Annotated in this window: 26 protein-coding genes and 4 tRNA genes; 4 read left to right on the top strand and 26 right to left on the bottom strand. The window is 62.2% G+C overall.

Annotated elements, in window-relative coordinates; translation table 11 throughout:
* Positions 1-262: 262 nt before the first annotated feature.
* The 23 genes from ACX4ZE_RS13610 to ACX4ZE_RS13500 all read right to left on the bottom strand — a co-directional run bounded on the left by ACX4ZE_RS13610 (position 263) and on the right by ACX4ZE_RS13500 (position 18,660).
* Complete coding sequence (locus ACX4ZE_RS13610; protein ID WP_480273763.1) at positions 263-994, bottom strand: hypothetical protein; 732 nt, start codon at positions 992-994, stop codon at positions 263-265.
* Between the two features lie 10 nt (positions 995-1,004).
* Positions 1,005-1,676 (bottom strand): hypothetical protein, encoded by a 672-nt coding sequence (locus tag ACX4ZE_RS13605; RefSeq protein WP_480273762.1) that lies wholly within the window; start codon positions 1,674-1,676, stop codon positions 1,005-1,007.
* A 118-nt stretch (positions 1,677-1,794) separates the two neighbouring features.
* A complete protein-coding gene (locus ACX4ZE_RS13600) occupies positions 1,795-3,036 on the bottom strand; it encodes an MCE family protein (protein ID WP_480273761.1) in 1,242 nt (413 codons plus the stop codon).
* The gene (locus tag ACX4ZE_RS13595) at positions 3,033-4,226 is read right to left on the bottom strand and encodes an MCE family protein (protein ID WP_480273796.1); all 1,194 of its coding nucleotides are present in this window, start codon (positions 4,224-4,226) and stop codon (positions 3,033-3,035) included. Before ACX4ZE_RS13595 ends, ACX4ZE_RS13600 begins: the two co-directional genes overlap by 4 nt.
* Before the next feature lie 41 nt (positions 4,227-4,267).
* Positions 4,268-5,509, bottom strand: a complete 1,242-nt coding sequence (locus ACX4ZE_RS13590; RefSeq protein WP_480273795.1) for an MCE family protein — start codon at positions 5,507-5,509, stop codon at positions 4,268-4,270.
* A gap of 28 nt (positions 5,510-5,537) precedes the next feature.
* Positions 5,538-6,548, bottom strand: coding sequence for an MCE family protein (locus ACX4ZE_RS13585; protein ID WP_480273760.1), 1,011 nt, complete (start codon positions 6,546-6,548; stop codon positions 5,538-5,540).
* Positions 6,548-7,624, bottom strand: coding sequence for an MCE family protein (locus ACX4ZE_RS13580; RefSeq protein ID WP_480273759.1), 1,077 nt, complete (start codon positions 7,622-7,624; stop codon positions 6,548-6,550). Before ACX4ZE_RS13580 ends, ACX4ZE_RS13585 begins: the two co-directional genes overlap by 1 nt.
* Entirely contained in the window at positions 7,621-8,973 is a 1,353-nt protein-coding gene (locus tag ACX4ZE_RS13575) for an MCE family protein (RefSeq protein WP_480273758.1), read from the bottom strand. Before ACX4ZE_RS13575 ends, ACX4ZE_RS13580 begins: the two co-directional genes overlap by 4 nt.
* Positions 8,970-9,833 (bottom strand): MlaE family ABC transporter permease, encoded by an 864-nt coding sequence (locus tag ACX4ZE_RS13570; RefSeq protein WP_480273757.1) that lies wholly within the window; start codon positions 9,831-9,833, stop codon positions 8,970-8,972. The genes ACX4ZE_RS13575 and ACX4ZE_RS13570 overlap by 4 nt, the downstream gene beginning before the upstream one ends.
* A 3-nt stretch (positions 9,834-9,836) precedes the next feature.
* Positions 9,837-10,556: an MlaE family ABC transporter permease gene (locus tag ACX4ZE_RS13565; RefSeq protein WP_480273756.1), complete on the bottom strand. Its 720-nt coding sequence runs from the start codon at positions 10,554-10,556 to the stop codon at positions 9,837-9,839.
* 86 nt (positions 10,557-10,642) lie between these two features.
* Positions 10,643-11,776 carry an ABC transporter ATP-binding protein gene (locus tag ACX4ZE_RS13560; protein ID WP_480273755.1) on the bottom strand — a complete coding sequence of 378 codons (1,134 nt, stop codon included), beginning with the start codon at positions 11,774-11,776 and terminating at the stop codon, positions 10,643-10,645.
* A gap of 187 nt (positions 11,777-11,963) precedes the next feature.
* Positions 11,964-12,344 carry a 50S ribosomal protein L7/L12 gene (gene rplL, locus ACX4ZE_RS13555; RefSeq protein ID WP_480273754.1) on the bottom strand — a complete coding sequence of 127 codons (381 nt, stop codon included), beginning with the start codon at positions 12,342-12,344 and terminating at the stop codon, positions 11,964-11,966.
* A 66-nt stretch (positions 12,345-12,410) separates the two neighbouring features.
* Positions 12,411-12,950, bottom strand: coding sequence for a 50S ribosomal protein L10 (gene rplJ, locus ACX4ZE_RS13550; protein WP_480273753.1), 540 nt, complete (start codon positions 12,948-12,950; stop codon positions 12,411-12,413).
* A gap of 482 nt (positions 12,951-13,432) precedes the next feature.
* Complete coding sequence (gene rplA / locus ACX4ZE_RS13545; RefSeq protein WP_480273752.1) at positions 13,433-14,146, bottom strand: 50S ribosomal protein L1; 714 nt, start codon at positions 14,144-14,146, stop codon at positions 13,433-13,435.
* A 160-nt stretch (positions 14,147-14,306) separates the two neighbouring features.
* Positions 14,307-14,741, bottom strand: coding sequence for a 50S ribosomal protein L11 (gene rplK / locus ACX4ZE_RS13540; protein ID WP_480273751.1), 435 nt, complete (start codon positions 14,739-14,741; stop codon positions 14,307-14,309).
* Positions 14,742-14,879: 138 nt separating this feature from the next.
* Positions 14,880-15,677: a transcription termination/antitermination protein NusG gene (nusG, locus tag ACX4ZE_RS13535; protein ID WP_480273794.1), complete on the bottom strand. Its 798-nt coding sequence runs from the start codon at positions 15,675-15,677 to the stop codon at positions 14,880-14,882.
* Positions 15,678-15,794: 117 nt separating this feature from the next.
* Positions 15,795-16,196, bottom strand: coding sequence for a preprotein translocase subunit SecE (gene secE / locus ACX4ZE_RS13530; protein ID WP_480273750.1), 402 nt, complete (start codon positions 16,194-16,196; stop codon positions 15,795-15,797).
* 31 nt (positions 16,197-16,227) lie between these two features.
* Positions 16,228-16,300, bottom strand: a tRNA-Trp gene (locus ACX4ZE_RS13525).
* A 220-nt stretch (positions 16,301-16,520) separates the two neighbouring features.
* Complete coding sequence (locus ACX4ZE_RS13520; RefSeq protein WP_480273793.1) at positions 16,521-17,597, bottom strand: fused (3R)-hydroxyacyl-ACP dehydratase subunits HadA/HadB; 1,077 nt, start codon at positions 17,595-17,597, stop codon at positions 16,521-16,523.
* A gap of 179 nt (positions 17,598-17,776) precedes the next feature.
* On the bottom strand, positions 17,777-17,947 hold the full coding sequence (rpmG, locus tag ACX4ZE_RS13515) for a 50S ribosomal protein L33 (RefSeq protein ID WP_011211653.1): 171 nt from the start codon (positions 17,945-17,947) through the stop codon (positions 17,777-17,779).
* Positions 17,948-17,988: 41 nt separating this feature from the next.
* Positions 17,989-18,064, bottom strand: a tRNA-Met gene (locus ACX4ZE_RS13510).
* An 82-nt stretch (positions 18,065-18,146) separates the two neighbouring features.
* A tRNA-Thr gene (locus ACX4ZE_RS13505) sits at positions 18,147-18,219 on the bottom strand.
* A 358-nt stretch (positions 18,220-18,577) separates the two neighbouring features.
* Positions 18,578-18,660: transfer RNA gene (locus ACX4ZE_RS13500), tRNA-Tyr, on the bottom strand.
* Between the two features lie 174 nt (positions 18,661-18,834).
* Between ACX4ZE_RS13500 and ACX4ZE_RS13495 the strand changes: the two genes are divergently transcribed.
* A complete protein-coding gene (locus ACX4ZE_RS13495; protein WP_480273749.1) occupies positions 18,835-19,326 on the top strand; it encodes a YajQ family cyclic di-GMP-binding protein in 492 nt (163 codons plus the stop codon).
* 63 nt (positions 19,327-19,389) lie between these two features.
* On the opposite strand, the gene htpX is transcribed toward ACX4ZE_RS13495, so the two are convergent.
* Both htpX and ACX4ZE_RS13485 read right to left on the bottom strand, forming a co-directional pair.
* Entirely contained in the window at positions 19,390-20,265 is an 876-nt protein-coding gene (htpX, locus tag ACX4ZE_RS13490; RefSeq protein WP_480273748.1) for a zinc metalloprotease HtpX, read from the bottom strand.
* A 328-nt stretch (positions 20,266-20,593) separates the two neighbouring features.
* Positions 20,594-21,673 (bottom strand): polyprenyl synthetase family protein, encoded by a 1,080-nt coding sequence (locus ACX4ZE_RS13485; protein ID WP_480273747.1) that lies wholly within the window; start codon positions 21,671-21,673, stop codon positions 20,594-20,596.
* 182 nt (positions 21,674-21,855) lie between these two features.
* Between ACX4ZE_RS13485 and ACX4ZE_RS13480 the strand changes: the two genes are divergently transcribed.
* Positions 21,856-23,124 (top strand): geranylgeranyl reductase family protein, encoded by a 1,269-nt coding sequence (locus ACX4ZE_RS13480; RefSeq protein WP_480273746.1) that lies wholly within the window; start codon positions 21,856-21,858, stop codon positions 23,122-23,124.
* Positions 23,125-23,231: 107 nt separating this feature from the next.
* Here ACX4ZE_RS13480 and ACX4ZE_RS13475 read toward each other — a convergent pair whose 3' ends face one another.
* Positions 23,232-23,738, bottom strand: coding sequence for a DUF2505 domain-containing protein (locus tag ACX4ZE_RS13475; RefSeq protein WP_480273745.1), 507 nt, complete (start codon positions 23,736-23,738; stop codon positions 23,232-23,234).
* Positions 23,739-23,777: 39 nt separating this feature from the next.
* On the opposite strand from ACX4ZE_RS13475, the gene ACX4ZE_RS13470 reads away from it, so the two are divergent.
* Positions 23,778-24,233, top strand: a complete 456-nt coding sequence (locus ACX4ZE_RS13470) for a DUF3592 domain-containing protein (RefSeq protein WP_480273744.1) — start codon at positions 23,778-23,780, stop codon at positions 24,231-24,233.
* Positions 24,234-24,483: 250 nt separating this feature from the next.
* Positions 24,484-25,188: a demethylmenaquinone methyltransferase gene (locus ACX4ZE_RS13465; protein WP_480273743.1), complete on the top strand. Its 705-nt coding sequence runs from the start codon at positions 24,484-24,486 to the stop codon at positions 25,186-25,188.
* Positions 25,189-25,280: the final 92 nt, after the last annotated feature.

The following is a 25,280-nucleotide window of genomic DNA, read 5'->3' as shown; positions in this document are numbered from 1 at the left end:
GGCAGCCAGCGCAACGTCCAAAACTACACCCATATCCATGGGGGTGTCAAAGTACCATCCATGCACTCGCCCACATGGCTGGCGCACCGGGCCTGATTCGCTGGCTGCGTTCCGAGCCGCGGTGCGCTGAAGCCGCTGTGACAGCTGCCGCTGTTGTGAATAGCGTGACGGGTCGGGCGAAACTCGTCAAGTGGCAGACCTCGGCCGAGATATCGACGAGATCTCCTGGCGCGCTGCGTTATCCCTGCCGACATGCCGGATATCACTGATCGAGGATGTCGCTGGCCAGCCAGCGACCGTCCACTTTCCGCATGTGCAGGACAACAGGGCCTGCGACGCTCTGCTGAGCCACGCCGTTCCTGGTGGCGCTCACCGTCAAGTTGACGAGCAATTCCGCTCGATCGTCCGTGAGCAATGTGACAGCAATGGGATCAGCCTTGGCATCGGCGCTGGTCTGGGTCTGCTTGTACGACTCGATGGTGGTGCCGGAGTATCTGTCCAGTTCAGCGAGCATCTTTCCGGTCAAAACCTGCTTCGCGGTGTCCTGGTAGCCATCGATGTGCTTCATGTCGAAGCTATAGATAGTCTGCAATGCGTGGTCAGCGGCCGCTCGCACCTCCTGGGTGGCCTCGCTGTCCACGTACGCTCGATTCGACTCATCCACCCCTGGTCGTTGTTCGGCGAGCCACGCGAAGGCTCCTAGCAACATGGCGGCGATCAACAATCCCGTGATGAGGCTCCAGCGCGGTTTCCCAGTTTTGTGGCGCCGTGGGCGGCCTTTCTTGCGTGGCAAGAGTTTGCGCTTCAGCGGCAATCCGACCACCTGTTCGGCGCGAGTGACCTCAGTTGCCGCAGCGGACTGGGGAACGCCTTTCCGGCGCGGTACGCGACCCGATGCGAGGCGCTTGGTACGCGGCGATACGGGCCGCGCCGATTGTCCGGCGACAGGGCGGCGCTTAGCGGTGACTCGGTTGACCGGTCGACGCGACGTCATATATGCCCTCCTACGACCCCGGTTTCGGCACGGCAGGTATCTGGTCCACTGTCACGGCAGCCGGTTGCCGATCGGGTGCGCTGTTCAGCGGCACCGGTGGACTGAGCGAGAAGATCTGCTCGGCCTTCCAGACCTCGCCGTCCTTAGTCATGTCGACGGCCCAAGTGTGGCGATATTCGGCAGGCGGTTCGCCCCCGCCTGTCTCGGTCACCCGGAGCACGACCAGCGCAGACGCTTCGCCTTGCTCACTGTCGAGCGAGGTGAGCGCGGCGCCGAGCACCTTCGAGGTCATCTCGACTCCGCTCTGCTCGGCCAGTTTCTCGATCTGCTCCTTGTTCTCGATGGCCGAGTCCCGCAAGGCGCCGGTCATCGAGGACCTGGCCAGTGCGAGCGAACCGGGCACGTCATCGAGATTCATCGAGGTCATGTTCAACGCCGCTTGACGGGCGCCGTCCAGCGCGACGTCGCGAGTATCGCCGCGCGTGCCGTCGGTGAGCACGGCATGCACCCAGCCCGTGCCGAACCACACGGCAGCGACCAGCGCGACAATCAGCAATGAGGCCGAGCCGACGAGCGCTGCCCAGCCGAGCGTCGACGCCGACGCCGCGTCCGACGCTTCTTCCGATACCGCTGTATCGGACTGAGGCACCATATCGGACCGATCGGACAAATCCGGACTCACAATGGCGCCTCGCCGTCGATCGGCTGCGCCGCGCCCCAGAGTTTCGTACCCACCACTGCCTCGTTCACTGCCTCGTTCCAGTCGTTCACGCGAGACACCTTAACCCCATTTCTGCTGGTCACCGCTTAGGCGTGACCCCAAGCAAGGTTGATAACTGCACAGCGACCGGAGTCAGATTCAGCCTGTCCGGATCGGTCTTGGGATTGGAGTCCCAGGGCTGCACGATGGCCGGATCGGCAAATTCGGCGCGTGCGCCACCCCGGACAGCTGTCGGATTGCCGAATGGCACCAGACATTTGGCGTCCTTGTTGAACGGGAACTCGTCGCGCGTGTCGTCGAAATCCGGATTCTGGGCCTTCATCTGTTCAAGGATCCGCTGTGTGCCTTCGTAGCCCACGGTGCAGGCCGGCGGATTGTTGGTCTCCAGCACCAGACCGAAGTGAGTGGTTCCGTCACCCGGCGCGGTGGAAGACCCGCCGACCGATAACTGCGGAAGCAATTGCAACAGCGGTTTCAGCGCATAGAATTTCGGAGAGATAGCCTGCAGCACCAGCCGTAGGTTGGTCAGATCCTCGGTGAGCGTGCCGCCGCTCTGCTGGAGCAATGCGCCGATCTGCCCGCCCGCGTCGGTTCCTGTGCCGATCAGCCTGCGTATGTCGGGATCGCTGGAGCGCAGTTGAGCGGTGATCTTGTCGAGGCCGTCGCTGAACTCCCTGATAGCGGTGGACTGTTCGGCCTGAGTACCGAGTGCGATCCTGCCGTCCCGAATGAGCTGGACGGTCTGCGGCAGCGTCTCATAGAAAGTTTCAGTGAATTTGTTCAGTGAGTCGATCAGCACCTGCAGATCGTCACCTTTGCCATCGAAGGCCTTTCCGAGTTCGCGAACCGTGGTGTTGAGCGCGGTCAGATCCACCGAACTGGCAAATCCGTCCACGCTGGCCAGCAACTCATCGACCGGCACAGGCAGGTCCGCCGAGGCGATCACTGAGTTGTCGCGCAGATACGGACCCGTATCCGTATCGGGCTGTAGATCGACGTATTGCTCACCGATCGCGGATCTGTCGGCCACTACAGCTTTCGCTGAGGCCGGGATCTTCGGCGAACTCGAATCGATCCGGAGGTTCATCAGCACGCCATCGTCGGTGAGCTCCAGCTCGCCGACGCGACCGACCGGAACACCGCGATAGGTCACCTCGGCACCTTTGTAGATACCACCGGTCTGCGCCGCCCGCAGCTTCACCGTGTACTCACCGAACCCGAACATATGGTCGAGGCGGATGTACTTGGCACCGACGAACACGACGCCGATCACCGCGATCACTACGAACGCAATCAGCTGCCACCTGATCAGACGTGTCACCGCGGAGCACCCCCTATGCCGAATCGATCGATGATCTCCCCGGCCAGACCGGGCAGCGCTGGGACAGGCGGCTGTGCCAAAAGCGGTGGCAACGGCAGAATCGATACCGTCGGCCAGCCCGGCCGCGGGCCATTTCCGTTGTAGTACGGGTTGGTCGGATTCACCGGGACCGGCGGACCGACCGGCGGGATGTATACCGGATCCGGTTTGCCCACACCGAGATTGCTGAGCGTGACGCCGATCTGCTGGTCCAATGACAACCAGGTGTTCAGCTGTCCGCCGAAGGTGCTCGCCAACGATGAGTCGGGGAACGGATAGGTTGGTATCAGTGGGAAAGCGGTCACCAAGTCCGGTGCCGCGCGACCGAGTTCCTGCAGAGTCGGTCGCAATGAGGTGAGGTCGCGTATCAGGTCTTCCTTCGAAGTGTTCAATATGTCGAAGCCGACCTGGCCGAGCCGGTCCAGCTGAGCGAGCAGGGCGACCAGCTGCGGACGCTGCTCTACGAGGATCTTTACGCCCTCTGGCAGTTGCTCGATAATCTTGCCGATCTGACCGGTCTGCCTGCTGAGTCTGGTGCTGAGTACATCGAGCCCGTCGAGCGCCCGCGTGATGTCGTCCACTTGCTGGTCGAGACCATCGATCAGCGTGCTCGCCTGCTCGATCAGCGAGCGCACCCGGTCCTCGCGGCCACCGAGAGCCTTGTTCAGTTCGGTGATGATCGGCTTCAGCTGTGCGATACCGCCACCGTTGAGCAGCAGCGACAGCGCGCCGAGCACCTGTTCGACCTCGGTCGCGTGTCTGGTGCGCCCGATCGGGATCACCGAACCGTCACCGAGCCGCTGCGGATCCGGATCGACAGGGGGACGGGAGAGCTCGATGAACTTCTCGCCGAGCAGATTCGTCTGCTTGACCTCGGCGTGCGCGTTCGCGGGCAGATCCACCGACGAGTTCACCAAGGTGCGTACCATGGCAGTCCATCGGTCGGGACCAGTGGTGATCTCCTCGACCCGGCCTACCGGCACTCCCTCGAACTTGACCGCCGACTGCGGCACCAGGTCGAGCACATCGTCGAACTGGATGTCGATGTGCATCGGGTGCTCGCCGACATCGGCGCCGCCGGGCAGCGGCAAGCTGTAGATGCCGTCAGCGGCGCACGAAGCGACCAGGGCCGCGGACAGGCCGAGCGCCAGTGTGGCAGCGAACCCACTTGCTGCAGAACGGATTCTGGCGGTCACCGGTCCCCTCCCTGCGATGGTGGAAGCCGATCGGACGGTGTGCCGGGCACGGTGCCCGGCACCGGATCGCGCTGTTCGTTCTCACCGCTGAGAATGCCGAACGGCAGGATCAGCGTCGGAGTCTTCACCCCGGCGGTGATCTGGTCGCTGATCTCCTTGCAGTGGTCGATAATCGGCCGCAGCTGCCTGCCTAGTGCCTCGAACTCAGGGTCGCCTGGCATCAGCTTGGACAGATCGAGCAGCTTGCACACCACTCCGAATGGATCCTGCAGTTCGGGGAAGTTGGGGCGCATGTCGAGGGTTCCCGCTTCGGCATTGTGCACATTGACCAGGTTGCTCAGCGCCACCGGCAGCACCTCCAACAGGGCGGCCAGGTCATTACGCTGATCGGCCAGCGTCCTGGTGAGTTCGGTAAGCCCTTCCGCATTGCTCGCTACCAGATCCCGGTTCTCACCGATGAACCGTGCGAGGTCGCCTAGCGCAACCGACAACACATTCAGCGCTACACCGAGATCCTCTCGTTCCTCGGCTAGAAACATCGACAGGTCGGCCAGTTGGGTGTTGAACTGCCGCACCTGCTGGTCATTCTGCGCCAGCATGGTGATGAAGGCTTGCAAGTTCTTGATTGTGTCGAAGATGTCCCCACGCGATTCCGACAGATAACGCACCGCTCTGGACAGCTGGGTGATGCTGTTGGCCAGCGCTTCGCCATTGCCCGCCAGGTTCGCCGCGCCGACGCGCACCAATTCGTTCACCGCGCCGTCGGCGTTGGCTCCCTTGGGCCCCAGCGCATCCGATAGCTCGGTAATGCTCTTGTACAATTGGTCGATCTCGACAGGGGTGGCCGTGCGCTCCCGTGGGATCGTCGCGTTGCGCGGCATTTTCGGACCACCGGTATAGACCGGCGTCAGTTGGATATATCGGTCCGACACGACGGAAGGCGTGATCTGCACAGCCCGCGCGCCTGCGGGCACATCGAATCCACGGTCTACGCTCATGACGATCTCAACTTGACCGCCCTGCGGTTCCACCGAATCGACCGAACCGACCGGGACCCCGAGAATGCGCACGTCGGAGCCTTCGTAGATACCCACAGAACGATCGAAGTAGGCGGTGATCTTGGTGGTGTCCAGTCGATGGAACAGCCACCACAACACCCCGGCCACCAACACGGCGAGAACGACGACCAACGCGATGCCCACCTCGAGGCGCCGTCTGGAATTACGTGGCGCACCCACCGGCTCACCATCCCGTCTGTCCGCCACGTCAGTTACCTCCCAGGGTGCGGATCGGCGGACGGTAGCCAGGGATCTCGGGCAATCCTGGCGGAATCACATTGACGATCACCGCGTCGAACCAACGACCAGTACCGAGCACGTTGGCATAGAGACCGTAGAACGGCGCCGCGAGTTCCAATACCTTGGAAATGTTCTGCTGGTTAGCGTTGAGCAGATCGATCGCGGCGCGCAGGTTCGTCAACGCGGGCCCTATCTGCTGCTCGTTGTCACGTACCAGCGCACTCAGCTCGACCGACACCGTCTTCGCGCCGGACAACAGCTGCTTGATGGACTGCTGTCTGATGTTCAGTTCGACGAATAGTTGACCGCCCGAGGCGAACAGCCGCTCGAACTCGGTATTGCGGTCGGCGAGGATCTGAGTAGTCTGCCTGGTCGCGGCGAACAGCTTCTTCAGCTCTTGGTCGCGCTTGGCCAGCGTCTCCGACAACCGGGCGACACCGTCGATCGAACCGCGGATCTCCGGCGGCGTCGTCGCGAATGCCTCCGAGAGCACCCGCATACTGGTGGCCAACTGCTCGGTGTCGGTCTGGTCGATCGTGCGCGCCGCGTCGGTGAACGCGTCCACCACATCGTATGGCGACACTGTGCGCGACAACGGAATCCGCTTCTGCGGGTCGGCGGTCTCCGAGCCCCTAGGGTCCAGCTCTAGATACTTCTGCCCGAGCACAGTCTTGATCTGAATGGACGCGGTGGTCTCGTTGCCGATCCACGCGTCTTTGGTGCGGAAGTCCACGACGACACGGTCACTGTCGAGCCAGACATCGGACACCGAACCGACCTTGACACCTGCGATCCTGACCTCGTTCCCCTTCCGGAGACCAGCAGCCTCGGAGAACTCGGCGGTGTATTTGGTGCCCGCGCCGATGATGGGCAGCCGGTCGAGGAAGAACACCGACACTGTCACCAGAAGCGCCATGGCTAGACCAAGCATGCCCATGAACGCGGGGCTGCGCCCGCCGAACAGGATGCGATCGTCCATCAGCGAGCCTTTCCATAACAGCGCGGCGCCGCGTTGGTGTACAGCGGCTGGTTGATCGTCGGCAGCCCGGCGGGCAAGTTGAGCTGCGGCGCATCGACCGCACCCGGCCCTACGACGATATCGATGCCACACAGATAGAACTGGAACCACGAGCCGTAGCTACCGACCCGACCGAGCTTCTCCATCTTGATCGGCAAGTTGTACAGCGCTTCGTTCACCTCGTCGTGGCGGTCGTCGAGGGTCCCGGTGAGCTGACTCAAACCGGCGATCGACCCTTGCAGCGTCGGGCGGACGGGCACGAGCAGATCAGAGGTCGCTGAAGTCAGATCCGCCAACGAGGTCACCGAGCGACCGATCGTTTCACGGTCCGCGGCGAGACCGCTGATCAATGCCTCGGCATTCACGATCAACTGGTCGAACTGGTCGTCGCGCTCGTTGACGGTGTCCAGCACTGCGGTCAGGTTGCGGGTCAGCTCGCCGATCACGGCGTCCTTGTCCGCGATCTTGTTGGTCAGATCTGCCGTAGTCGCGACAAGATCGTGAATGGTGCCCTGTTCGCCCTGAAAGACCTGGATGATCTCGAAGGAGAGTTTGTTCACATCCTCTGCGGTCAGGGTGCGGAACAGCGGGCGGAAGCCGTCGAACAACGTGGTGAGGTTCAGCGCGGGCCTGGTGCGCTCCAATGGGATGGTGCTGCCCTCACGCAGCTTCCGACCCTGTTCTCCGGTCCCCTGCTCCAGTGCGATGTAGCGCTGACCGACCAAGTTGCGGTACCTGATTGTGGCGGTAACCGAGGCGGGCAGCCAGTCCCGGTCGGTGAGATCGAACGTCACCTCGGCCAGCCGCTTGTCCACGATCGAGACATCGGTGACCTTGCCGACCCGCACGCCGGCGATGCGCACCTCGTCACCAGAGTTGAGCGAGGTCACGTCGGTGAACCTGGCCTTGAATTCCGGGCCGGCGCCACTGTAATTGGCAATGGACAAAGCGAGCACGACGGTAACGAACACAGTCACCACAATGAAGATGATCAGCTTGCTCAGCGACCCCCCCAGGCCACGCGAGCGCTGCGTCATCGCACGCTCACCTCACTTCCGCGGAACGCGGGCGCACCAGCCGAGGTCACCCAGCTCGGCACCTGATCCGGCGCCATACCGGTGGCCACGCCGTAGATCGCGGCGAGCGACTGCCGCTCCATCGGCGACCCAGCTGTTGTCGGTGTATTGCTCGCCGGGTAAACCGCGTATTGCGGCGGCTGGAGCTTGCCTGCCTCCTGATCACCGGGGTTACGGCTGGGCACTGCGTAGGAGCCATCATTGTTCGGGCCTGCGAGGTACTGACCGGGATCGATACCCAACGGCATTTCGGGGATGCACCACGGTCCCCTCGTGTCCAGCCAACGCGGTTCGTCTTGATTGGGTAGGTACCTGCCGCGAGTGTTGACCAGCTCAATAGTCACTCGCGAGCCGGGCCGGTCGGTTCCCGCGCCCAATATCTTGTCGATGCGCGGCTTCAACTTGGCGAAGTTCGCCAGTGTGCAGGCGTAGTTCGGTGAGTAGTAGGCCAGATCTTCCAGCGCGGGCCGGGAATCGGCAGCCAGGTCGATGATGTTGTCGCGATTGGCGATCAAGAAGTTCGCGGTTCTCCACGAGGTCGGCGTCAGCGTCGCGTAGAGCACATCGATGTCGGTACGTCGCTGCACGATCGTGGCATTGGTCGTGCGCAGGTTGTCCAGTGCCTGGATCAGCTGCGGAGCCGCATCGGAATATGTGGCGGCTAGCTGGGCGAAGCTACGCAGGTCCGCCCGCAGATCCGGAAGCACGCCATTGAGCCCACGGAAGATCTCGTCCAGCTTGTCCAGGCTCTCGCCCAGTGCGGCACCCCGCCCATCCAGCGCCTGGGCCAAAGCGCCCAAGGTAGCAGCGAGATCCTGCGGCGGAATATTCTGTAGCAAAGGCAACAAGTCGTCGAACAGCTTGCTCAGCTCGATGGAGTTTCCACTGGCATCCTGGTACAGCTTCACGCCATCGGTCAGGTGCTGAGAGCTGGGAACTTCCGGGATCAACAGGTCTACGTAGCGCTCGCCGAACAACGTCTTGGGTAGCAGCCGCGCGGTCGCGTTGACCGGAATCCGGCTCGCTTTGCTCGGATCAATGGACAAGGCCAACGTCACCTCGCCCCCCTCGGAACGGCTGGAACGCACCTCGCCGACGGTGACGCCACGCACCTTCACATCCGCGTTGCGGGTCAACGCGTTGCCGACACTGTCGGTCACCAAGTCGACGTGCACGGTCCGCACGAACTGCTTGTTGTAAATCGCGATCGTCGTCCACAGAAACAGCGCGACCACGGCGAAGAAGGCGATACCGAGCACCCGAACGCGCAGTTTCCGCATCGAGCGCCAAGTCTGCGTCCCGTAGCTCATCCGGCCACCCGCACCGTAGTCGTGGTGCCCCAGATCGCGAGGCTCAGGAAGAAGTCGATTACATTCACCAGTACGATCGCGGCGCGGACCGCCCGGCCCACCGCAACGCCGACACCCGCAGGGCCGCCAGTGGCATGGAAACCGTAGTAACAGTGCACCATGATGATCACTAGCGCGAAGATCAGCACTTTGAGGAAGGAATAGAGCACGTCCTCCGGTGGTAGGAAAAGGCTGAAGTAGTGGTCATAAGAGCCACTGGACTGCCCGTTGAACCAAATGCTGATCATCCGCGACGCCAGGAAAGTACCGAGCAGGCCGACAATGTACAGCGGAATCACTGCGAGGAACCCGGCGACCACACGACTTGTAACCAGGAACGGTATACCTGGCACCGCCATCACTTCCAGCGCGTCGATCTCCTCGGAGATCCGCATAGCACCCAGCTGTGCGGTGAAACCGCAGCCGACTGTCGCCGAGAGCGCCAGTGCGGCAACTAGCGGCGCGATCTCGCGAGTATTGATGTAGGCAGTGAGAAAACCGGTGAGCACCGAGCTACCGAGTGCGTCGAGAGCCTTGAAGCCCTGCAAGCCGACGACAACACCGATCGATCCGGACATGAACACAATGACACCGATGGTGCCGCCGATCACCGCAAGTGCGCCGCTGCCGAAGGTAACCTCCGCGAGCAGCCGCATGACCTCCTTGCGGTAATGCACGATGGTACGTGGGATCCACGCGATAGCCCGCGAGTAGAACGACATCTGCTCGCCCGCGCGATCGATGACATTCAGCGGACCACGAACAACTTCACCCACCCGGCGCATAGTCCTGGCGACCGGAGGTCGATAGGTCGTGGCCATCGATCAGGAACCCTTGGCCGGGACAATCTGTAGGTACACCAGGGTCAAAATGAGATTTACGAAGAACAGCACCAAGAATGTGATAACCACGGACTGATTCACTGCGTCACCGACTCCTTTCGGCCCCCCCTTGGGATGCAGCCCCTTGTACGCGGCGACGACGCCGGCGATCAGGCCGAAAACTACTGCCTTGATCTCACCGATCCATAGATCAGGCAGTTGCGCGAGGGCGGAGAACGACGCCAGGTAGGCGCCAGGAGTGCCCCCTTGTAACAGCACGTTGAAGAAGTACCCACCCGCGATGCCGATCACCGAGACCAGTCCGTTGAGCAGCAATGCCACCAGCATCATGCCGAGTACCCGTGGCACCACCAGCTTCCGCACAGGGTCGATGCCGAGTACCTCCAGCGCGTCGATCTCCTCTCGGATAGTGCGCGAGCCGAGATCCGCGGCCACCGCGGACCCGGCCGCCCCCGCGATGATCAGCGCTGTGACGACAGGCGCTGCCTGCTGGACCGTTGCCAGCACGCTGGTAGCACCAGTGAATGCCTCGGCGCCCAGCTGTTTGATGAGCGAGCCGGTCTGCAATGCCACGACCGCGCCGAACGGAATCGCGACCAAAGCACTGGGAAGGATCGAGACGCTAGCGATGAACCATGACTGTTCGATGAACTCCCGCCACTCGAAGGGTCGGCGGAATGTCTTGCGCACGACGTCGATCATCAGCGCGAAGATACTGCCGACCTGGGCAAACCCCGAACTCAGAGGGGTTCGCCAGCGCGTCAGGGTGGAGTCCACCATTGCCGGTGTTACCCGCTGGTCGGGTTATGGCGTGCGGTTGTCTCATACGAGGTACCCGGGTAACTCGCCAGGTCACCACTGTTGTACGAGATCACCTGAGTGTCGTCGTTCTCCGCGAGTGATTCGCGAATCGCGTCCTGGGCGGCGCTCGGTAGCGTGTGCATGATCTCGCGGACACGCTCCTTACGCCGCAGCACGGCCTGCCGCACCGGCATGCCCGGGGTCGCTCGCATCTGCGGGATGATCCCCTCGACCTCCTCGGCACCGCCATGGTGATGTCCGGCGTCCACGAGCGCCTGCTCGCGCGCCATCTGCGCCTCGTCCTTCTCCTCGGACATGCCGATCGGGCCGATCATACGGCCGTTGAGAAATTGTTTGACTACCGGCTCGTCCGAGGTAAGCAGCACCTCACGTGGACCGAACATGACCAATTGCCTGCGGAAGAGCATGCCGATGTTGTCCGGCACGGTACGGGCCAGGTTGATGTTGTGCGTGACAATCAGGATCGTGGCGTCGATTTGCGCGTTGATATCGATCAGCAACTGACTCAGATACGAGGTGCGCACCGGGTCCAGACCCGAGTCCGGCTCGTCGACCAGGATGATCTGCGGATCGAGTACCAGAGCACGGGCCAGCCCGGCACGCTTGCGCATACCGCCGGAGATCTCACCGGGCAGCTTGTTCTCGGCCCCGAGCAGACCGGTCAGCTCCAGCTTCTCCATCACGATCTTCTTGATCTCGGATTCGCTTTTCTTGGTGTGCTCGCGCAGCGGGAAGGCCACATTGTCGAACAAGTTCATCGAGCCGAACAGCGCGCCGTCCTGAAATAACACTCCGAACAGCTTGCGAATCTCATAGAGCTGCTTATTGGAACACGTGGTGATATCAGTGCCATCGATGTAGATCGAGCCGCGTTCCGGCCGCAACAAACCGATCAGCGACTTCAAGAACACCGATTTACCGGTACCCGACGGGCCCAGTAACGCACTGACCTCACCCGACGGCAATGTCAGAGATACGTCCTGCCAGATTCGCTGCGGACCGAAGGACTTGGTTACACTTTCGGTCCTGACCTCGACGCCCACGACGACCTCCACAATTCTCAGCGATCCGCCCACCCTGCGCCCCGCGCGCTCGACCATCGCGGTGCATCACGTCATAGTGGGCCCGGTCACTGTAACCCATGAGAGAGGCCGGGCACACCCTAACCTGACTGAAGAGTAACCCGCAAAATCATAGTTATTCATCGCAGTGATCATGTTGTTGGAAAAGCCGAACGGATGGCCCCAAAAAAGAGGGCCACCCGTTCGGTACGTTTTCGACCTGGAATTACTTGACCGAAACCTTGGCGCCGGCCTCTTCCAGCTTCGCTTTGGCGGCCTCGGCGGCATCCTTGGCGACCTTCTCCAGGATCGGCTTCGGGGCACCCTCGACCAAGTCCTTGGCTTCCTTCAGGCCCAGACCGGAAACGATCTCACGGACCACCTTGATGACCTGGATCTTCTTGTCGCCCGCACCCTCGAGGATGACGTCGAACTCGTCCTGCTCTTCGACGGCCTCAGCCGGGGCGGCAGCAGCGCCTACAGCGGCGACTGCAACCGGAGCAGCCGCGGTGACCTCGAACTTTTCCTCGAACTTCTTCACGAAGTCCGACAGCTCGAGCAGGGTCATGTTGCCGAAGGTCTCGAGCAGTTCATCAACGTTGGCCATTGTTGTTTTCCTTTCGGTAGTTGATGTCTATGAGGGCAAGCTACGGACGAGTCACCCATACTGGTATTACTCGGCGGAAGCTCCGCCTTCTTCGGTCTGCTTCTTCTCCTGCAACGCGGCGGCCAAGCGAGCCACCTGCGAGGCAGGAGCATTGAACAGGCCGGCGGCCTTGGTGAGGTTGCCCTTCAGCGCACCGGCCAGCTTGGCCAGCAGAACCTCGCGAGTTTCCAGGTCGGCGATCCGCTCGACCTCGGCCACGGACAGTGCGGCACCGTCCATGTAGCCACCCTTGATGACAAGCGCCTTGTTTTCTTTGGCGAAGGTCTTCAGGGTCTTGGCCGCGTTGACCGGCTCACCGGAAATGAAGGTGATCGCGGTCGGTCCGACGAACAGATCGTCGAGGCCTTCCACGCCCGCCTCGGCGGCAGCCCGCTTGACCAAGGTGTTCTTGGCGACGGAGTACGTGGCGTCGACGCCGAGCGCGCGCCGCAATTCGGTGAGCTTACCGACCGACAGGCCACGGTATTCCGTAACGACAGTGGCCGTCGAACTCCTGAACTGCTCCGCGATCTCCGCGACCGCGGTGACCTTCTCTGGGTTCGCCATACTTCGCCTCCTCTCTGAGGGTCGGTTCGTATACACGAACTACCGATCAGGGGCCGGCGACAAAACGAACGCCCCGAACGCAGAGCGTTCCGGGGCGTAACAGAAAACCGGTCCGGAGCATATCCGGATCAATTCCCAGCCTCGGCTCTCCCTGCGTGGGCCGCCGGCAATGTCGCCGGACCTTCGACCGAACCCATACGGGAACGGCGACCAACGGTCTTCGGTAGAACGGATTGGGTAGCGATCGAACTTTGTCGATAACTGACTGCCAATGTACCTGGCCGGACTCCTCTCTGGCAAAACGGGTACCAGCCAAAACAAGTCCCAGCGCTTTCTCTGGCGCGGCGATGTCGCAACCGAATTGTTACGATACGTGACTTATTTCACACGTTAGCAGCGCTCAGCAGACTGCGCCGAATAATACAAGACGGCGGCGGGAGCGCGAAAAGCGTTCCCGCCGCCGCAATAGGCTCAGCTACTGCCTATGCATCCTCGTCCAAAAGGTTGCGGGTGCGGTTCGGATCCACCGGGATGCCCGGTCCGGTGTTCGTCGAAACCGTCACCTTCTTGACATAGCGTCCCTTGGCGGTGGACGGCTTGATGCGCAGGATTTCCTCCAGCGCAGCACCGTAGTTCTCCACCAGCTTGCTGTCGTCGAAAGACGCCTTCCCGATAACAAAATGCAGGTTAGCCTGCTTGTCGACCCGGAAATTGATCTTGCCGCCCTTGATGTCGTTGACGGCCTTGGTCACGTCGGTGGTGACTGTACCTGTCTTAGGGTTCGGCATCAGACCGCGCGGGCCAAGGACGCGCGCGATACGACCGACCTTGGCCATCTGGTCCGGGGTGGCGATCGCTGCGTCGAAATCCAGCCAGCCGCCCTGGATCTGCTCGATCAGGTCCTCGGCGCCAACCGCGTCAGCGCCGGCAGCCTCGGCCTCGGCCGCCTTCTCACCTGCGGCGAATACGATGACACGGGCAGTCTTACCAGTACCGTGCGGCAGGTTGACCGTGCCCCGAACCATCTGATCGGCTTTGCGGGGGTCCACGCCGAGACGCACGGCGACCTCGACGGTCGCATCGGTCTTGGTAGTGGCGGTCTCCTTCGCCAAGCGCGCGGCGGCCAGCGGAGAGTAGAGCTTACTGCGATCGACCTTCGCAGCCTCGGCGAGGTACGCCTTGCTTCGTTTTGCCATGTTTCTCTGTCCTTAGTCCAGTCGGCGGCGCTTCCAGGTCCTTCGTTTCACGAAGGGCACCCATCGCTCGCGCCGGGGTATTCGTGGTTCAGATGTGGTTCTCGGGCCTGGCCGACCCTCCCACCGATTTTCTGCTCAGCTCGCTCACGAGCCTGGTCGCTCAGCCTTCGACGGTGATGCCCATCGAACGCGCAGTACCCGCGATGATCTTGGTAGCTTGCTCGATATCGTTGGCGTTCAGATCTTCCTGCTTGGTCTGGGCGATCTCACGCACCTGATCCATAGTCACCTTGGCGACCTTGTTCCGGTGTGGCTCCGCCGAACCCTTCTGCACACCCGCAGCCTTGAGTAGCAGCTTGGCCGCTGGTGGCGTCTTCAGCTTGAAGTCGAAGGACCGATCCTCGTACACCGAGATCTCGACCGGGATGACGTTGCCACGCTGCGACTCGGTCGCGGCGTTGTACGCCTTGCAGAACTCCATGATGTTGACGCCGTGCTGACCGAGCGCTGGACCCACCGGAGGAGCCGGATTCGCCTGGCCGGCCTGGATCTGGAGCTTGATGATCCCGGCGAGCTTCTTCTTCTTGGGGGGCATCTTTCTTTCCTAAGTGTTTGTTGTCCTTGCTCTTTGCAAGTCAGTGTTTGTTGTCCTTGCTCTTTGCAAGTCGCAGCGAACCAACCCGCGGTGCGGGCCGATTCGTTCCGTCGGTGACTGAACCAGGATCGACGGAACCTAGATCTTTGCCACCTGGGTGAACGCCAGCTCGACCGGGGTCTCACGACCGAAGATCGACACGAGTACCTTGAGCTTCTGCTGCTCGGCGTTCACCTCGGAGATACTGGCGGGCAGCGTGGCAAAGGGACCGTCCATCACAGTCACCGACTCGCCGACCTCGAAGTCGACCTCGATGACCGGTTTCGGCGCGACCTCTCCGCTGGTGTCCTCAGCGGGCGGCGCCGTGGCGGCCGGAGCGGGCTTCTTCTTCTGTTCCGTGGCCGGGACGAGGAACTTCACCACATCGTTGATGGACAGTGGTGACGGGCGCGAGGTGGCGCCGACGAACCCGGTGACGCCAGGAGTGTTGCGTACCGCGCCCCACGACTCGTCGTTGAGTTCCATCCGGACCAGGATGTAACCAGGGAGCACCTTGCGGTTGACATTCTTCCGCTGCCCGTTTTTGATCTCGGTGACTTCCTCCGTGGGTACTTCGACCTGGAAGATGTACTCCTCCAGACCCAGGTTCTGCACTCGGGTCTCCAGATTGGTCTTCACCTTGTTCTCATAACCCGCGTAGGAGTGGATCACATACCACTCGCCGGGAGAGCGTCGCAGCGCCGCTTTCATCTCGGCTACAGGATCAGCTGGGGCGGCGTCGATAGGAGCGGCTGAAGCGGACTCAGCGGGCGCCGATTCCGCGGCCGCTGAGTCCACCGACTCGTCGGCCGCGGGCTCCTCGACGGTATCGGCAGGCCCTGCCACCGCGTCTTCGACCGGGAACTCGTTGTGTGTGTCGTTCTCCGGGGTGCTCACTGGGGCACTCGCTTCCTGTGTCGTCACGTACATCCTCTGCGCGCCGAGGCGAGCACGGCGCAGTTGCCTCCACCCGCTTCTACCCCGGGATCAGCTACCGGCGTCAGCGTTGTTCAGCTAGCCGAACAGCCAGCTGACACCCTTGATGAACGCCAGATCCAACCCACTGATGAACGCGACCATGAAGACCACGAACACCAGAACAACGCTCGTATAGGTGACCATCTGCTTCCGATTGGGCCAGATCACCTTGCGGAGTTCCGCGATGACCTCACGCAGGAACTTGATCAAACGCTTGAACGGATTGCCCGGCCTCTTGCGTGCGGCCCGATCGGCTGTCTTGGCCGCCTTCTGCGATGGCCGGTCGAGTGTTGCGATCGCACCAGTGTCGGCCTGCGGAGAAGACGCGGCGCGAGCCCGCCGGACAGATCGTTTACCACTCGGCCGAATCGCTGCGGCAGTGCCATCGTCTTCGTCGGCCGCACGCGCACTGCGGCGAGTGTCCCGCTCGTCGCTCACGTCGATCCTCTCTCGTCGCTGGCATCCAGGGCAGGGGCGACAGGACTTGAACCTGCAACCTGCGGTTTTGGAGACCGCTGCTCTGCCAATTGAGCTACGCCCCTTCGGTCGGATGGTATCGGCTGTCCGACCACTGTTCGATATTCGGTTATACCCGGTGTCACATAACACGCGCGCTACTCCGGCAGTTGCCGGCCCCGTTGGCGATCCGTTCGAACCGCGTGGAACCAGCCCTACAGAGCAGCGCGCAGCGGCTGGCGACCCCAGGGGTCCGAGTGTACGTTACTGCGGACGCTATTCGCCAATCCGGAGCGCTCGACCTGGTCAGGCCAGTTGCACTGTCGCGGTCGCGCGGCCGAAGATCTTTCTCCCGGCCGACTTCGCTACGATCGCGACGACCGCGGTCTTGCTCTCCGGATCGACCGACTTCACCTTACCCGTGTACTGGACCTCGGCGGCCTCATCAGTGCCCACATATACGGGACTGGTGAATCGGACGTTGTATTCCTTGACCGCACCGGGATCGCCGAGCCATGAGGTAACGAAGCCGCCACCCAGACCCATGGTGAGCATGCCGTGCGCGACGACATCATCCAGACCGACAAGCTTCACGACTTCGTCGCTCCAGTGGATCGGGTTCGCGTCACCGGAGACACCCGCATAGTTCACCAGATCACCACGAGTGAGCCGGACGGTGCGCGGAGGAAGCTCGTCGCCGACCTGGACATCGGCGAAAGCGATAACGTGCTCGGCGCGCATCTGCTTCCCATTCGTAACGGGGTCGATCCGCACGGGCGCTCGGCTCATGGACACCGACGTGTCGCCCGAGTGGTCTTCCGGCACGCCCTCACCGATGCCGTGCATCAACACGTTACTGACAGCGGCAGTGAGATTCGGGTCGATATCGCCGCCACTGCGGCCGACGAGCGTGGTGTAGGTGGTGAGCACCGGTTCATCGTTCTGCGCGGTGACAATGTTCTTGGTCACGATGATGTCGCCACCGAATGCCTGCCGGAACGAGTGCAGGTAGACATCACAGACGAGCCGGTCGCCGACCTGGATCGGACGGTGGAACTCGAGAATCTGGTCGGTCTGCATGATCTGGCTGAGGTCGTAGCCGGTGACGACCCGCTCGAATAGTCTGCGCTGCGCCAGAATCCCGACCAGGGAAATAAAGGTGGTCGGCGCGAGCAGATTGTCGTAGCCGTACTCTTGCGCCGCACTCTCGTCCCAATGCACTGGATGGTAGTCCTGCACGGCACGTGCGTATTCCCGCACCTTCTCGCGACCGACCTCGTAGTAGTCGTCGACACGGTAGTGGTGACCGACCATAGCCGCGGCGTTGGCCGCGGGGTCGAACTCCGCACCCGCGTGGACTGTTTCGTCTGTACCGGTGTTGATTGTCACGGGAGGACTGTACCTATCTGACCCCGTCGCCTGGGGTCCGCGGAACTTTTTACCACCACACCCACACCGTGAAATGCGTCAGGGCCGGACTTCGTCCGGCCCTCGCAGTACCACGGCCCGAGATATCCGGGATATGCCCCGGGTGCTACACCACGCAGCAGTGCGTAGCGGAACTAGCGGGATTCGCGGTGCGCCCGATGCGTGCCACAATTCGGGCAGAACTTCTTCAGTTCGAGCCGATCCGGATCGTTGCGCCGGTTCTTCTTGGTGATGTAGTTGCGATGCTTGCACTGCTCGCAGGCCAAGGTGATCTTTGGCCGGACATCGGTGGACTTCGCGGCCACGATATGCCTTCTTTCCGGTACCTGATGGGCTTGATCGGTTGTGGTAGCGATGGCCGGACTTGAACCGGCGACACAACGATTATGAGTCGTTTGCTCTACCGACTGAGCTACACCGCCACGGCGTCGCATTGCCATGGTGCCGAGCCCAACCCGCGGCTACGGGAGCGATGCCGAGTCGGTCACCACCGGCAATCCGGCGAGCCCCCTAACGGAATCGAACCGTTGACCTTTTCCTTACCATGGAAACGCTCTGCCGACTGAGCTAAGGGGGCATGACTACTTTCGCGCCGAGTCCGAACGCTCAGTTTCGGCGCGGTGAAGTCTTGAACGAGATTACACACTCACCAGTCTTACCACCAAACCGGCTGCTCACATACTTTTTTGCTGTGTTGCGACCACGCGGAAACTCGTTTGCCCCCCGCGCGGGAGCACCCGCTCGCCTGCGGGGCGGATCGGTCCCGACAGGGCGGTCAACCACCGAGGCGATCGACCACTGAGTGGGAGGTCCAGGGCAGCCTTCGGCGTAGTGAGACATAGGGAAGTGCCCGGACCAGGAGCACGAAGCGAGCAACGTACGAAGTGAGCCTTGCGCACAGGGTACGTGCGCAAGGCTCGGTCAGTGAACGGCGGTGGCAGGTGTAGGATTCGAACCTACGTAGGCTTTCACCGACAGATTTACAGTCTGCTCCCATTGGCCGCTCGGGCAACCTGCCGTTCGCGCATTGTCTCTGCGCGCTGAGCAGAATACATCGAACCCACACCCCTAATGCAAACCGGCTGGCTATCGGCTATGCGACACGACTACTCTCAGGTCTTCCGGGTAGAACTGGCGATAGCCGGGGACATCCGGTTCAGCTGATCACCGATCATCAGAACAGGAGCGCAGTGTGGCTGATTCGTCTTTCGACGTCGTGAGCAAGGTCGACCGACAGGAGGTCGACAATGCCCTGCACCAGGCGGAGAAGGAACTCAACACCCGCTACGATTTCCGAGGTACCGGCGCATCCATCGAATGGTCCGGCGAGGAGAAAATCGTGCTCACCGCCGAAGCTGAGGAGCGAGCGAAAGCCGCACTGGAGGTGTTCAAGGAGAAGCTGATTCGCCGCGATATCTCGTTGAAGGCGTTCGACGCAGGCGAGCCGGTATCTTCCGGCAAGGTGTACAAGATCACAGGATCACTGGTGCAGGGCATCGACTCCGAGCGCGCGAAAAAGATCTCCAAGAAGATCCGTGACGAGGGCCCCAAAGGCGTGAAAGCGCAGATCCAGGGGGATGAGCTACGAGTGAGCAGTAAGAAACGCGACGATCTCCAAGCAGTCATCGCCTTGTTGAAGGGCGAGGACTTCGGTATCGCACTGCAGTTCGTCAACTACCGCTGATGTCGAGCCGAATCACTGGAGTGAGCCGCGTTCAGCAGGCCGCAGCCTCTCGATATCAGCAGATCAATACCAGTGCGGACCACCCGACATCTGCTCCAGGCGGGTGATGCGTTCAGCCATGGGCGGGTGCGTGGAGAACCAGCGCGCAGCCCGCTCGCCCACCCGAAACGGGTTGGCGATCATCAGGTGCGACTGCGCCGCGAGTTGGGGCTCCGGCGGAAGCGGAGCAGCCTGAACGCCTCGCTCCAATTTACGCAAGGCGGAGGCCAAGGCCAGCGGATCACCGGTGAGTTCGGCACCGGACTGATCGGCCTGGAATTCGCGCGAGCGGGAAACAGCCAGTTTGATCAGAGTCGCGGCAATCGGGCCGAGTAGTGATACCAGTAGCACCCCAAGGATGTTCGGGCCCTCGCCGTTGCGATTGCCGCCGAACATGGAGGCGAAGAAAGCGAGGTTGGCCAGGCCGGAGATGACTGCGGCAAGCGCGCCCGCGACCGAAGAGATGAGGATGTCGCGGTTGTAGACATGGGAGAGCTCGTGCCCTAACACCGCGCGCAGTTCTCGCTCATCCAGAATCTGCAGAATACCGCTGGTGCAGCAGACCGCGGCATGCCGAGGATCGCGTCCGGTGGCGAACGCGTTGGGTGCGTTCGTCGGACTGATGTACAACCGGGGCATCGGCTGGCGAGCAATGGTGGCCAACTCGCGCACAATTCGGTACATGCCGGGCGCCTCCAGCTCGCTGACCGGTTGCGCGCGCATTGCTTTCAACGCGATCTTGTCGCTGTTGAAGTACGCGTACGCGTTCGTCCCCACTGCGAGCAGGATCGCGACGACCAAGATCGTCGGACTACGGAACATCGCCCCCGCGAACACGATCAAGGCCGAAAGTCCCACCATCAGTCCGAAGGTTTTCATTCCATTCGCGTACCCGTGCATCTGCGCATCTCCACCTCTCCGAGCCTTCAGGCCGTACTGGCTGGATGGCACGAAGTCGCATTCAGGTCCTGCGTCGAAAGCCGCTTTCTGGTTGTACCCGGCGAATTACCCATGTACTCAGGGAGTCAGCTGTCATCTCTGGCCCGGCTCGGTGCCACCGCGTCGTCGATCGCCTTACACAATGTCAACGATGAATGCCCGATCAAGGTTCCGGGCCGACCGGAAAGTTCGCTGAGGTGTACCGTGTCCGACGCTCACACCGACCATAGAAATCGTAGGTCACCGAATCGTAGGTCACCATGGACATGCCGCCCACCCGGCCGATAGCTCAACCTACGCGTTCGACGGTGTAGCGGACCAGCCGAGCGAGCGCGTCGTTGGCCGGAACCTGCGGCAGGGCGGACAGCTCGGCATGAGCGAGGTCGGCATAGGCCTGCAGCTCCTTCTTGGCCAGCACCATGCCGCGAGAACCGGCTAGCAACCCGAGCGCCTCCTCGACCTCGTCGTCGGTCTCCAACGGGCGGGCGAGCAGCGTGCGCAGACGGTCGCCTTCTGTGCCCGCTTCGCGCAACGCATACAACACCGGCAAGGTATGCACGCCTTCCTTCAGATCGGTACCGGGGGTCTTGCCGGACTGCTCGGCGACCGAGGAGATGTCGATGATGTCATCGGAGATCTGGAAGACCGTCCCGACCGCATCGCCGAGCTGGGCCAATCGCTCGACATGCTCGGGTTCGACACCAGAGAAGGTGCCGCCGAACCGCCCTGCGGCAGCGATGAGCGAACCTGTCTTCTCCCACACCACGCGCAAGTAGTGCTCGACTGGGTCCTGGGACTCGTGAGCACCGATGGTCTCGCGCATCTGCCCGGTGACGAGTTCGGCGAAAGTCTCGGCGATGATACGCACCGCGTCGGGGCCGAGAGTAGAAGTGAGCCGGGATGCGTGTGCGAACAGATAATCCCCCGCGAGGATCGCGACATTGTTACCCCACCGAGAATTCACACTCGGAGCGCCGCGGCGTATCGAGGCATCGTCCATCACGTCGTCGTGATACAACGTGGCCAAATGCACCAGTTCGACCACGGTACCCGCGGTAATCAGGGCAGGATCGCTCGGTCTAGGGCCGAGCTGCCCAGTGAGGATGGTGAATAGCGGACGGAATCGCTTACCACCCGCCTCGACCAGATGCAGCACTGTCTCCTGGAAGAATTCCGCACCGCCGGACAACTCGTCGACCAAGAGCTGCTCGACCTTGTTCAGGCCGGTGCGCACCGTCGCAGCGAGTTCGAGGTCACCGAGATCGATGCCCGCGACCACGGTAGGCTCCTCACACTCACCTCCGCCGTCCGTATCGGGCGCCGCGTCCGTAGCTCGCTCGCCGTGCTCGTTCATGGCTGATCTACTCATCTCTTCTCCCAGCGATGCGTCCGATCCCACGGTAAAGAATCTAGCGCGCCTCCAGCCGAAGGCTCATCGCACCATCGTTCTGGGACGAACCGGCTACTGCCACTACGACCATCGGTGACCGCAGACGATCCGGAACCGACCACCGTCGACAGGAGCGTGACGCCCCTGCCAGTATTGAACGCATGGGTGCACCAGAAACGACTCCCGCGGGCGACGAGCACGTATTGCCCCGCCGAACCGAGGTTCTGGTCGTCGGTGCGGGCCCCGCGGGTTCAGCGGCCGCCACCTGGGCAGCGCGCGCAGGCCGAGATGTGCTGCTCATCGACGCCGCAATGTTTCCACGAGATAAGACCTGCGGTGACGGCTTAACCCCGCGCGCCACCGCAGAACTGGAGCGACTCGGCCTCGGCGAGTGGGTGCGCGAACACTTGGTCAATCGCGGCCTCCGGGCGACCGGCTTCGGGCATGAGGTCCTGCTGAGCTGGCCTAACGGTTCCTTCCCCAGCTACGGAAGTGCTATTCCACGGACCGAACTCGATGACAAGCTGCGCGAGACCGCAGTGAAGTCCGGCACGCGCATGGTGGACGAAACACGCGTGGTGGATATAACACTCGAAGGTGATCGAGTGATTGGTGTCACAGTACACACGACTGCGGGCATGCGAACAATCACCTGCCGGACTCTGGTGGTCGCCGATGGGGTGCGCTCGCCGGTCGGGCGCTTGCTCGGCCGCGCTTGGCACCGACAGTACGCCTATGGCACGGCAGCACGGGCCTACATCAGATCCGGCCGAAGCGATGATCAGTGGATGACCTCACACCTGGAGTTACGCGATGCCTCCGGCAAGCTGATTCCCGGCTACGGCTGGGTGTTCCCGCTGGGCAACGGCGAAGTGAACATCGGTGTCGGATCTTTGGCTACGCAACAACGGCCCTCGCGCATCGCACTCAAACCACTGCTGGCGCACTACACCACATTACGCAGAGAAGAATGGCAATTCGAGGGTTCACCACGGGCAGTGGCCTCGGCGCTACTGCCCATGGGCGGTGCGGTTTCCAACATCGCTGGACGTAACTGGGTATTGATCGGCGATGCCGCGGGCTGTGTGAACCCGCTCAACGGCGAAGGCATCGATTACGGCTTGGAGGGCGGGCGCATCCTGGCCGATCTGCTGGATGAACCCGACCTGACCACAATCTGGCCCCAGGTGTTGCGGGCGCGCTATGGGCGCACATTCTCGGTCGCACGCCGGATCGCGGGCCTGGCGACTCATCCCCGCGTGGTTCCACTCGGCGGGCCTACGATGCTGCGCTCGAAATACTTGGGGCGCACGGCCGTTCGTGTGATGGGCAATCTCGTCACCGACGAGGATGTGGACGTGACCGCGCGAGCCTGGCGGGTCGCGGGCTTGGCCTCTCTGCGCTTCGACGAGCGGGAGCCGTTCACCTAAAGATCGCCGTGGCACTCGCCGAGCGACTGCGCGCGATCGGTCGAGGCGCGATCGGTCGAGGTCCGTTGCCCCGGTACGCAGCAGGGCAACGGACCTCCCCGGATGCATCAGCCGGTCGGCTCGGTGGTCAGCCACTCCTCGACGAATTTCTGCTCACCGTTGAGCACCCGGTGATGTAACTGTTCGGCAAGCCGCTCGATGGCGCCACCGACCATGGGCACCTTCACTTCCACGACGCCTACCACCTCGATCTCGGAACCTTCCGCAGCGGAACGCATTTCGTAGGTTCCGGACATGTCGCTGTTGATGCCGCCAGTGGTAGCGTCGAATGTGCCCTTGGCGACCTCACCCACGAGCGGCTGCCAGTTGTCGGTACGGGAAAAAGTGAGCTCACCCTTCAGCACTTTCCGCACCAAAGCGGGAACTTTGTCGGCGGCGGGCTTTTCGGTCATGTGGATACGAATGGTGCCCGCGCCTGCGGGCTGCGATACCTCTAGTGTCGCCGTCTCGGCACCAGCGAGCCGGGCCAGCCAGACATCCTCGGTGGTGAGTGCCCGGTGAAGATCTTCGACCGGGACAGCGTATGGCACGGTGAAGCTGAATTTTCGGGACATGGCCGCTACCGTAGTCGAATCGGTGGGTAACCTGTGGCAGTGTCGAAAACCAGCCAGTCCACCAGGCGCTCGTCGTGCCTACGGCGGGCTGAGCTCGGAGTACTGATCACCGCGATAGTGATCAGCGTGCTCGTCGGGCTGCTCGTGCTGGCCGCGTGGCGCGATGACTACCTGATCAGCACCGACAAAGGCAGCACCACGGCCGAGGTGCTTTCGGCAGGTCGGCTGCGCTCGGCGGTCATGTACGTCACACCGGACGGCGAGACACACAATCCGAAGGTCGGCGTGTTGTATCCGACCAACCTCACCGCGGGTGAGCGCATCCGCGTGGAATATCGCCGCAGTGATCCCGACCTCGTACGGGTCGCGGGTCGCGATGTGCGGGTCGCGATATTACCCGCGCTGTCGGTTCTTGTGGTGGTCTGGGTGTCCGCGTTGTCCATGCTCTGGTTGCTCACCCGCGTGGACAGGCGCTATCCACAACTACTTGGTTGAGTACCCGACAAGGCATACCTGGCAGAACATGTCCGACGAGACCGGCCTATGGAGTGCGGCACGATAGGTTGGTCGGAACTTTCCGCGCTCTTCACTTCAGTGTGGCGGCGTGGCGCGATATACCGGTCAGACTGGCAAGGTGCGAATAGCGATCATCGGGGATTCAGTTGCCACGTACGGCATACGGACGCGACCGATACGTCCTCCGGTCACGCTTCGCCCGGCACGGACTGCGCGTTAGGGTTTTGAGGTGACGAAGACGCAATCGAACCGAGCCTCGTTGGACAAGAATCCGCGCGAGGTCGCGTCGATGTTCGACAATGTCGCCCGACGGTACGATCTGACCAATACGATGATTTCCGCGGGGCAGGATCGCTACTGGCGCTGGGCGACCCGCAAGACCCTCGCGCCACAGCCGGGCGAGCAGTTGCTCGATCTCGCCGCCGGGACCGGCGTATCCACCCTCGAACTGCAGAAATCCGGCGCTTGGTGTCTGGCTGCCGACTTCTCGATGGGTATGCTAGCCGCAGGACAGTCCCGCACTGTGCCGATGGTGGCGGCCGACGCTATGGCGCTGCCGTTCGCCGATGACTCCTTCGATGCAGTGACCATCTCGTTCGGGCTGCGTAATGTATCCGATACCGACCTCGCGCTGCGCGAGATGCTCCGGGTCACCAAGCCCGGCGGCAGGCTGGTGGTGTGTGAGTTCTCCACGCCTGTTATCCCGATCTTCCGCACGGTGTACCTGGAGTACTTGACAAAGGCGCTGCCTGTGGTGGCCCGAATAGCGAGCAGCAATCCCAAGGCATATGTCTACCTGGCGGAATCCATCAGGGATTGGCCGGATCAACGCGAACTCGCGCTGCGGATCGCGGCCAACGGATGGTCGACAGTGCGGTGGCGTAACCTCACCGGTGGCGTAGTCGCCCTACACCGGGCATACAAACTCGGCTGAGCTGAGGCCCGCATACCTCACAGCTGCGTATGCACGCGGTGAGGAGGAATGTCACCTGCCGATAACGCGAGGTAAATCCCACGCAATCGGCG

The sequence above is a fragment of the Nocardia sp. TBRC8007 genome, assembly GCF_056629435.1.
This window is presented reverse-complemented; position numbering and strand designations above follow the sequence as displayed.

Coding starts and splice junctions, on each gene's coding strand:
- ACX4ZE_RS13580 (WP_480273759.1), bottom strand. CDS start 7,624: ATGACGCAGCGCTCGCGTGGCCTGGGGGGGTCGCTGAGCAAGCTGATC.
- ACX4ZE_RS13570 (WP_480273757.1), bottom strand. CDS start 9,833: ATGGCCACGACCTATCGACCTCCGGTCGCCAGGACTATGCGCCGGGTG.
- rplA (WP_480273752.1), bottom strand. CDS start 14,146: ATGGCAAAACGAAGCAAGGCGTACCTCGCCGAGGCTGCGAAGGTCGAT.
- ACX4ZE_RS13485 (WP_480273747.1), bottom strand. CDS start 21,673: ATGAGTAGATCAGCCATGAACGAGCACGGCGAGCGAGCTACGGACGCG.
- ACX4ZE_RS13565 (WP_480273756.1), bottom strand. CDS start 10,556: ATGATCGACGTCGTGCGCAAGACATTCCGCCGACCCTTCGAGTGGCGG.
- ACX4ZE_RS13560 (WP_480273755.1), bottom strand. CDS start 11,776: ATGGTCGAGCGCGCGGGGCGCAGGGTGGGCGGATCGCTGAGAATTGTG.
- ACX4ZE_RS13480 (WP_480273746.1), top strand. CDS start 21,856: ATGGGTGCACCAGAAACGACTCCCGCGGGCGACGAGCACGTATTGCCC.
- ACX4ZE_RS13475 (WP_480273745.1), bottom strand. CDS start 23,738: ATGTCCCGAAAATTCAGCTTCACCGTGCCATACGCTGTCCCGGTCGAA.
- htpX (WP_480273748.1), bottom strand. CDS start 20,265: ATGCACGGGTACGCGAATGGAATGAAAACCTTCGGACTGATGGTGGGA.
- rplL (WP_480273754.1), bottom strand. CDS start 12,344: ATGGCCAACGTTGATGAACTGCTCGAGACCTTCGGCAACATGACCCTG.
- ACX4ZE_RS13575 (WP_480273758.1), bottom strand. CDS start 8,973: ATGAGCTACGGGACGCAGACTTGGCGCTCGATGCGGAAACTGCGCGTT.
- ACX4ZE_RS13585 (WP_480273760.1), bottom strand. CDS start 6,548: ATGGACGATCGCATCCTGTTCGGCGGGCGCAGCCCCGCGTTCATGGGC.
- rplJ (WP_480273753.1), bottom strand. CDS start 12,950: ATGGCGAACCCAGAGAAGGTCACCGCGGTCGCGGAGATCGCGGAGCAG.
- ACX4ZE_RS13610 (WP_480273763.1), bottom strand. CDS start 994: ATGACGTCGCGTCGACCGGTCAACCGAGTCACCGCTAAGCGCCGCCCT.
- rplK (WP_480273751.1), bottom strand. CDS start 14,741: ATGCCCCCCAAGAAGAAGAAGCTCGCCGGGATCATCAAGCTCCAGATC.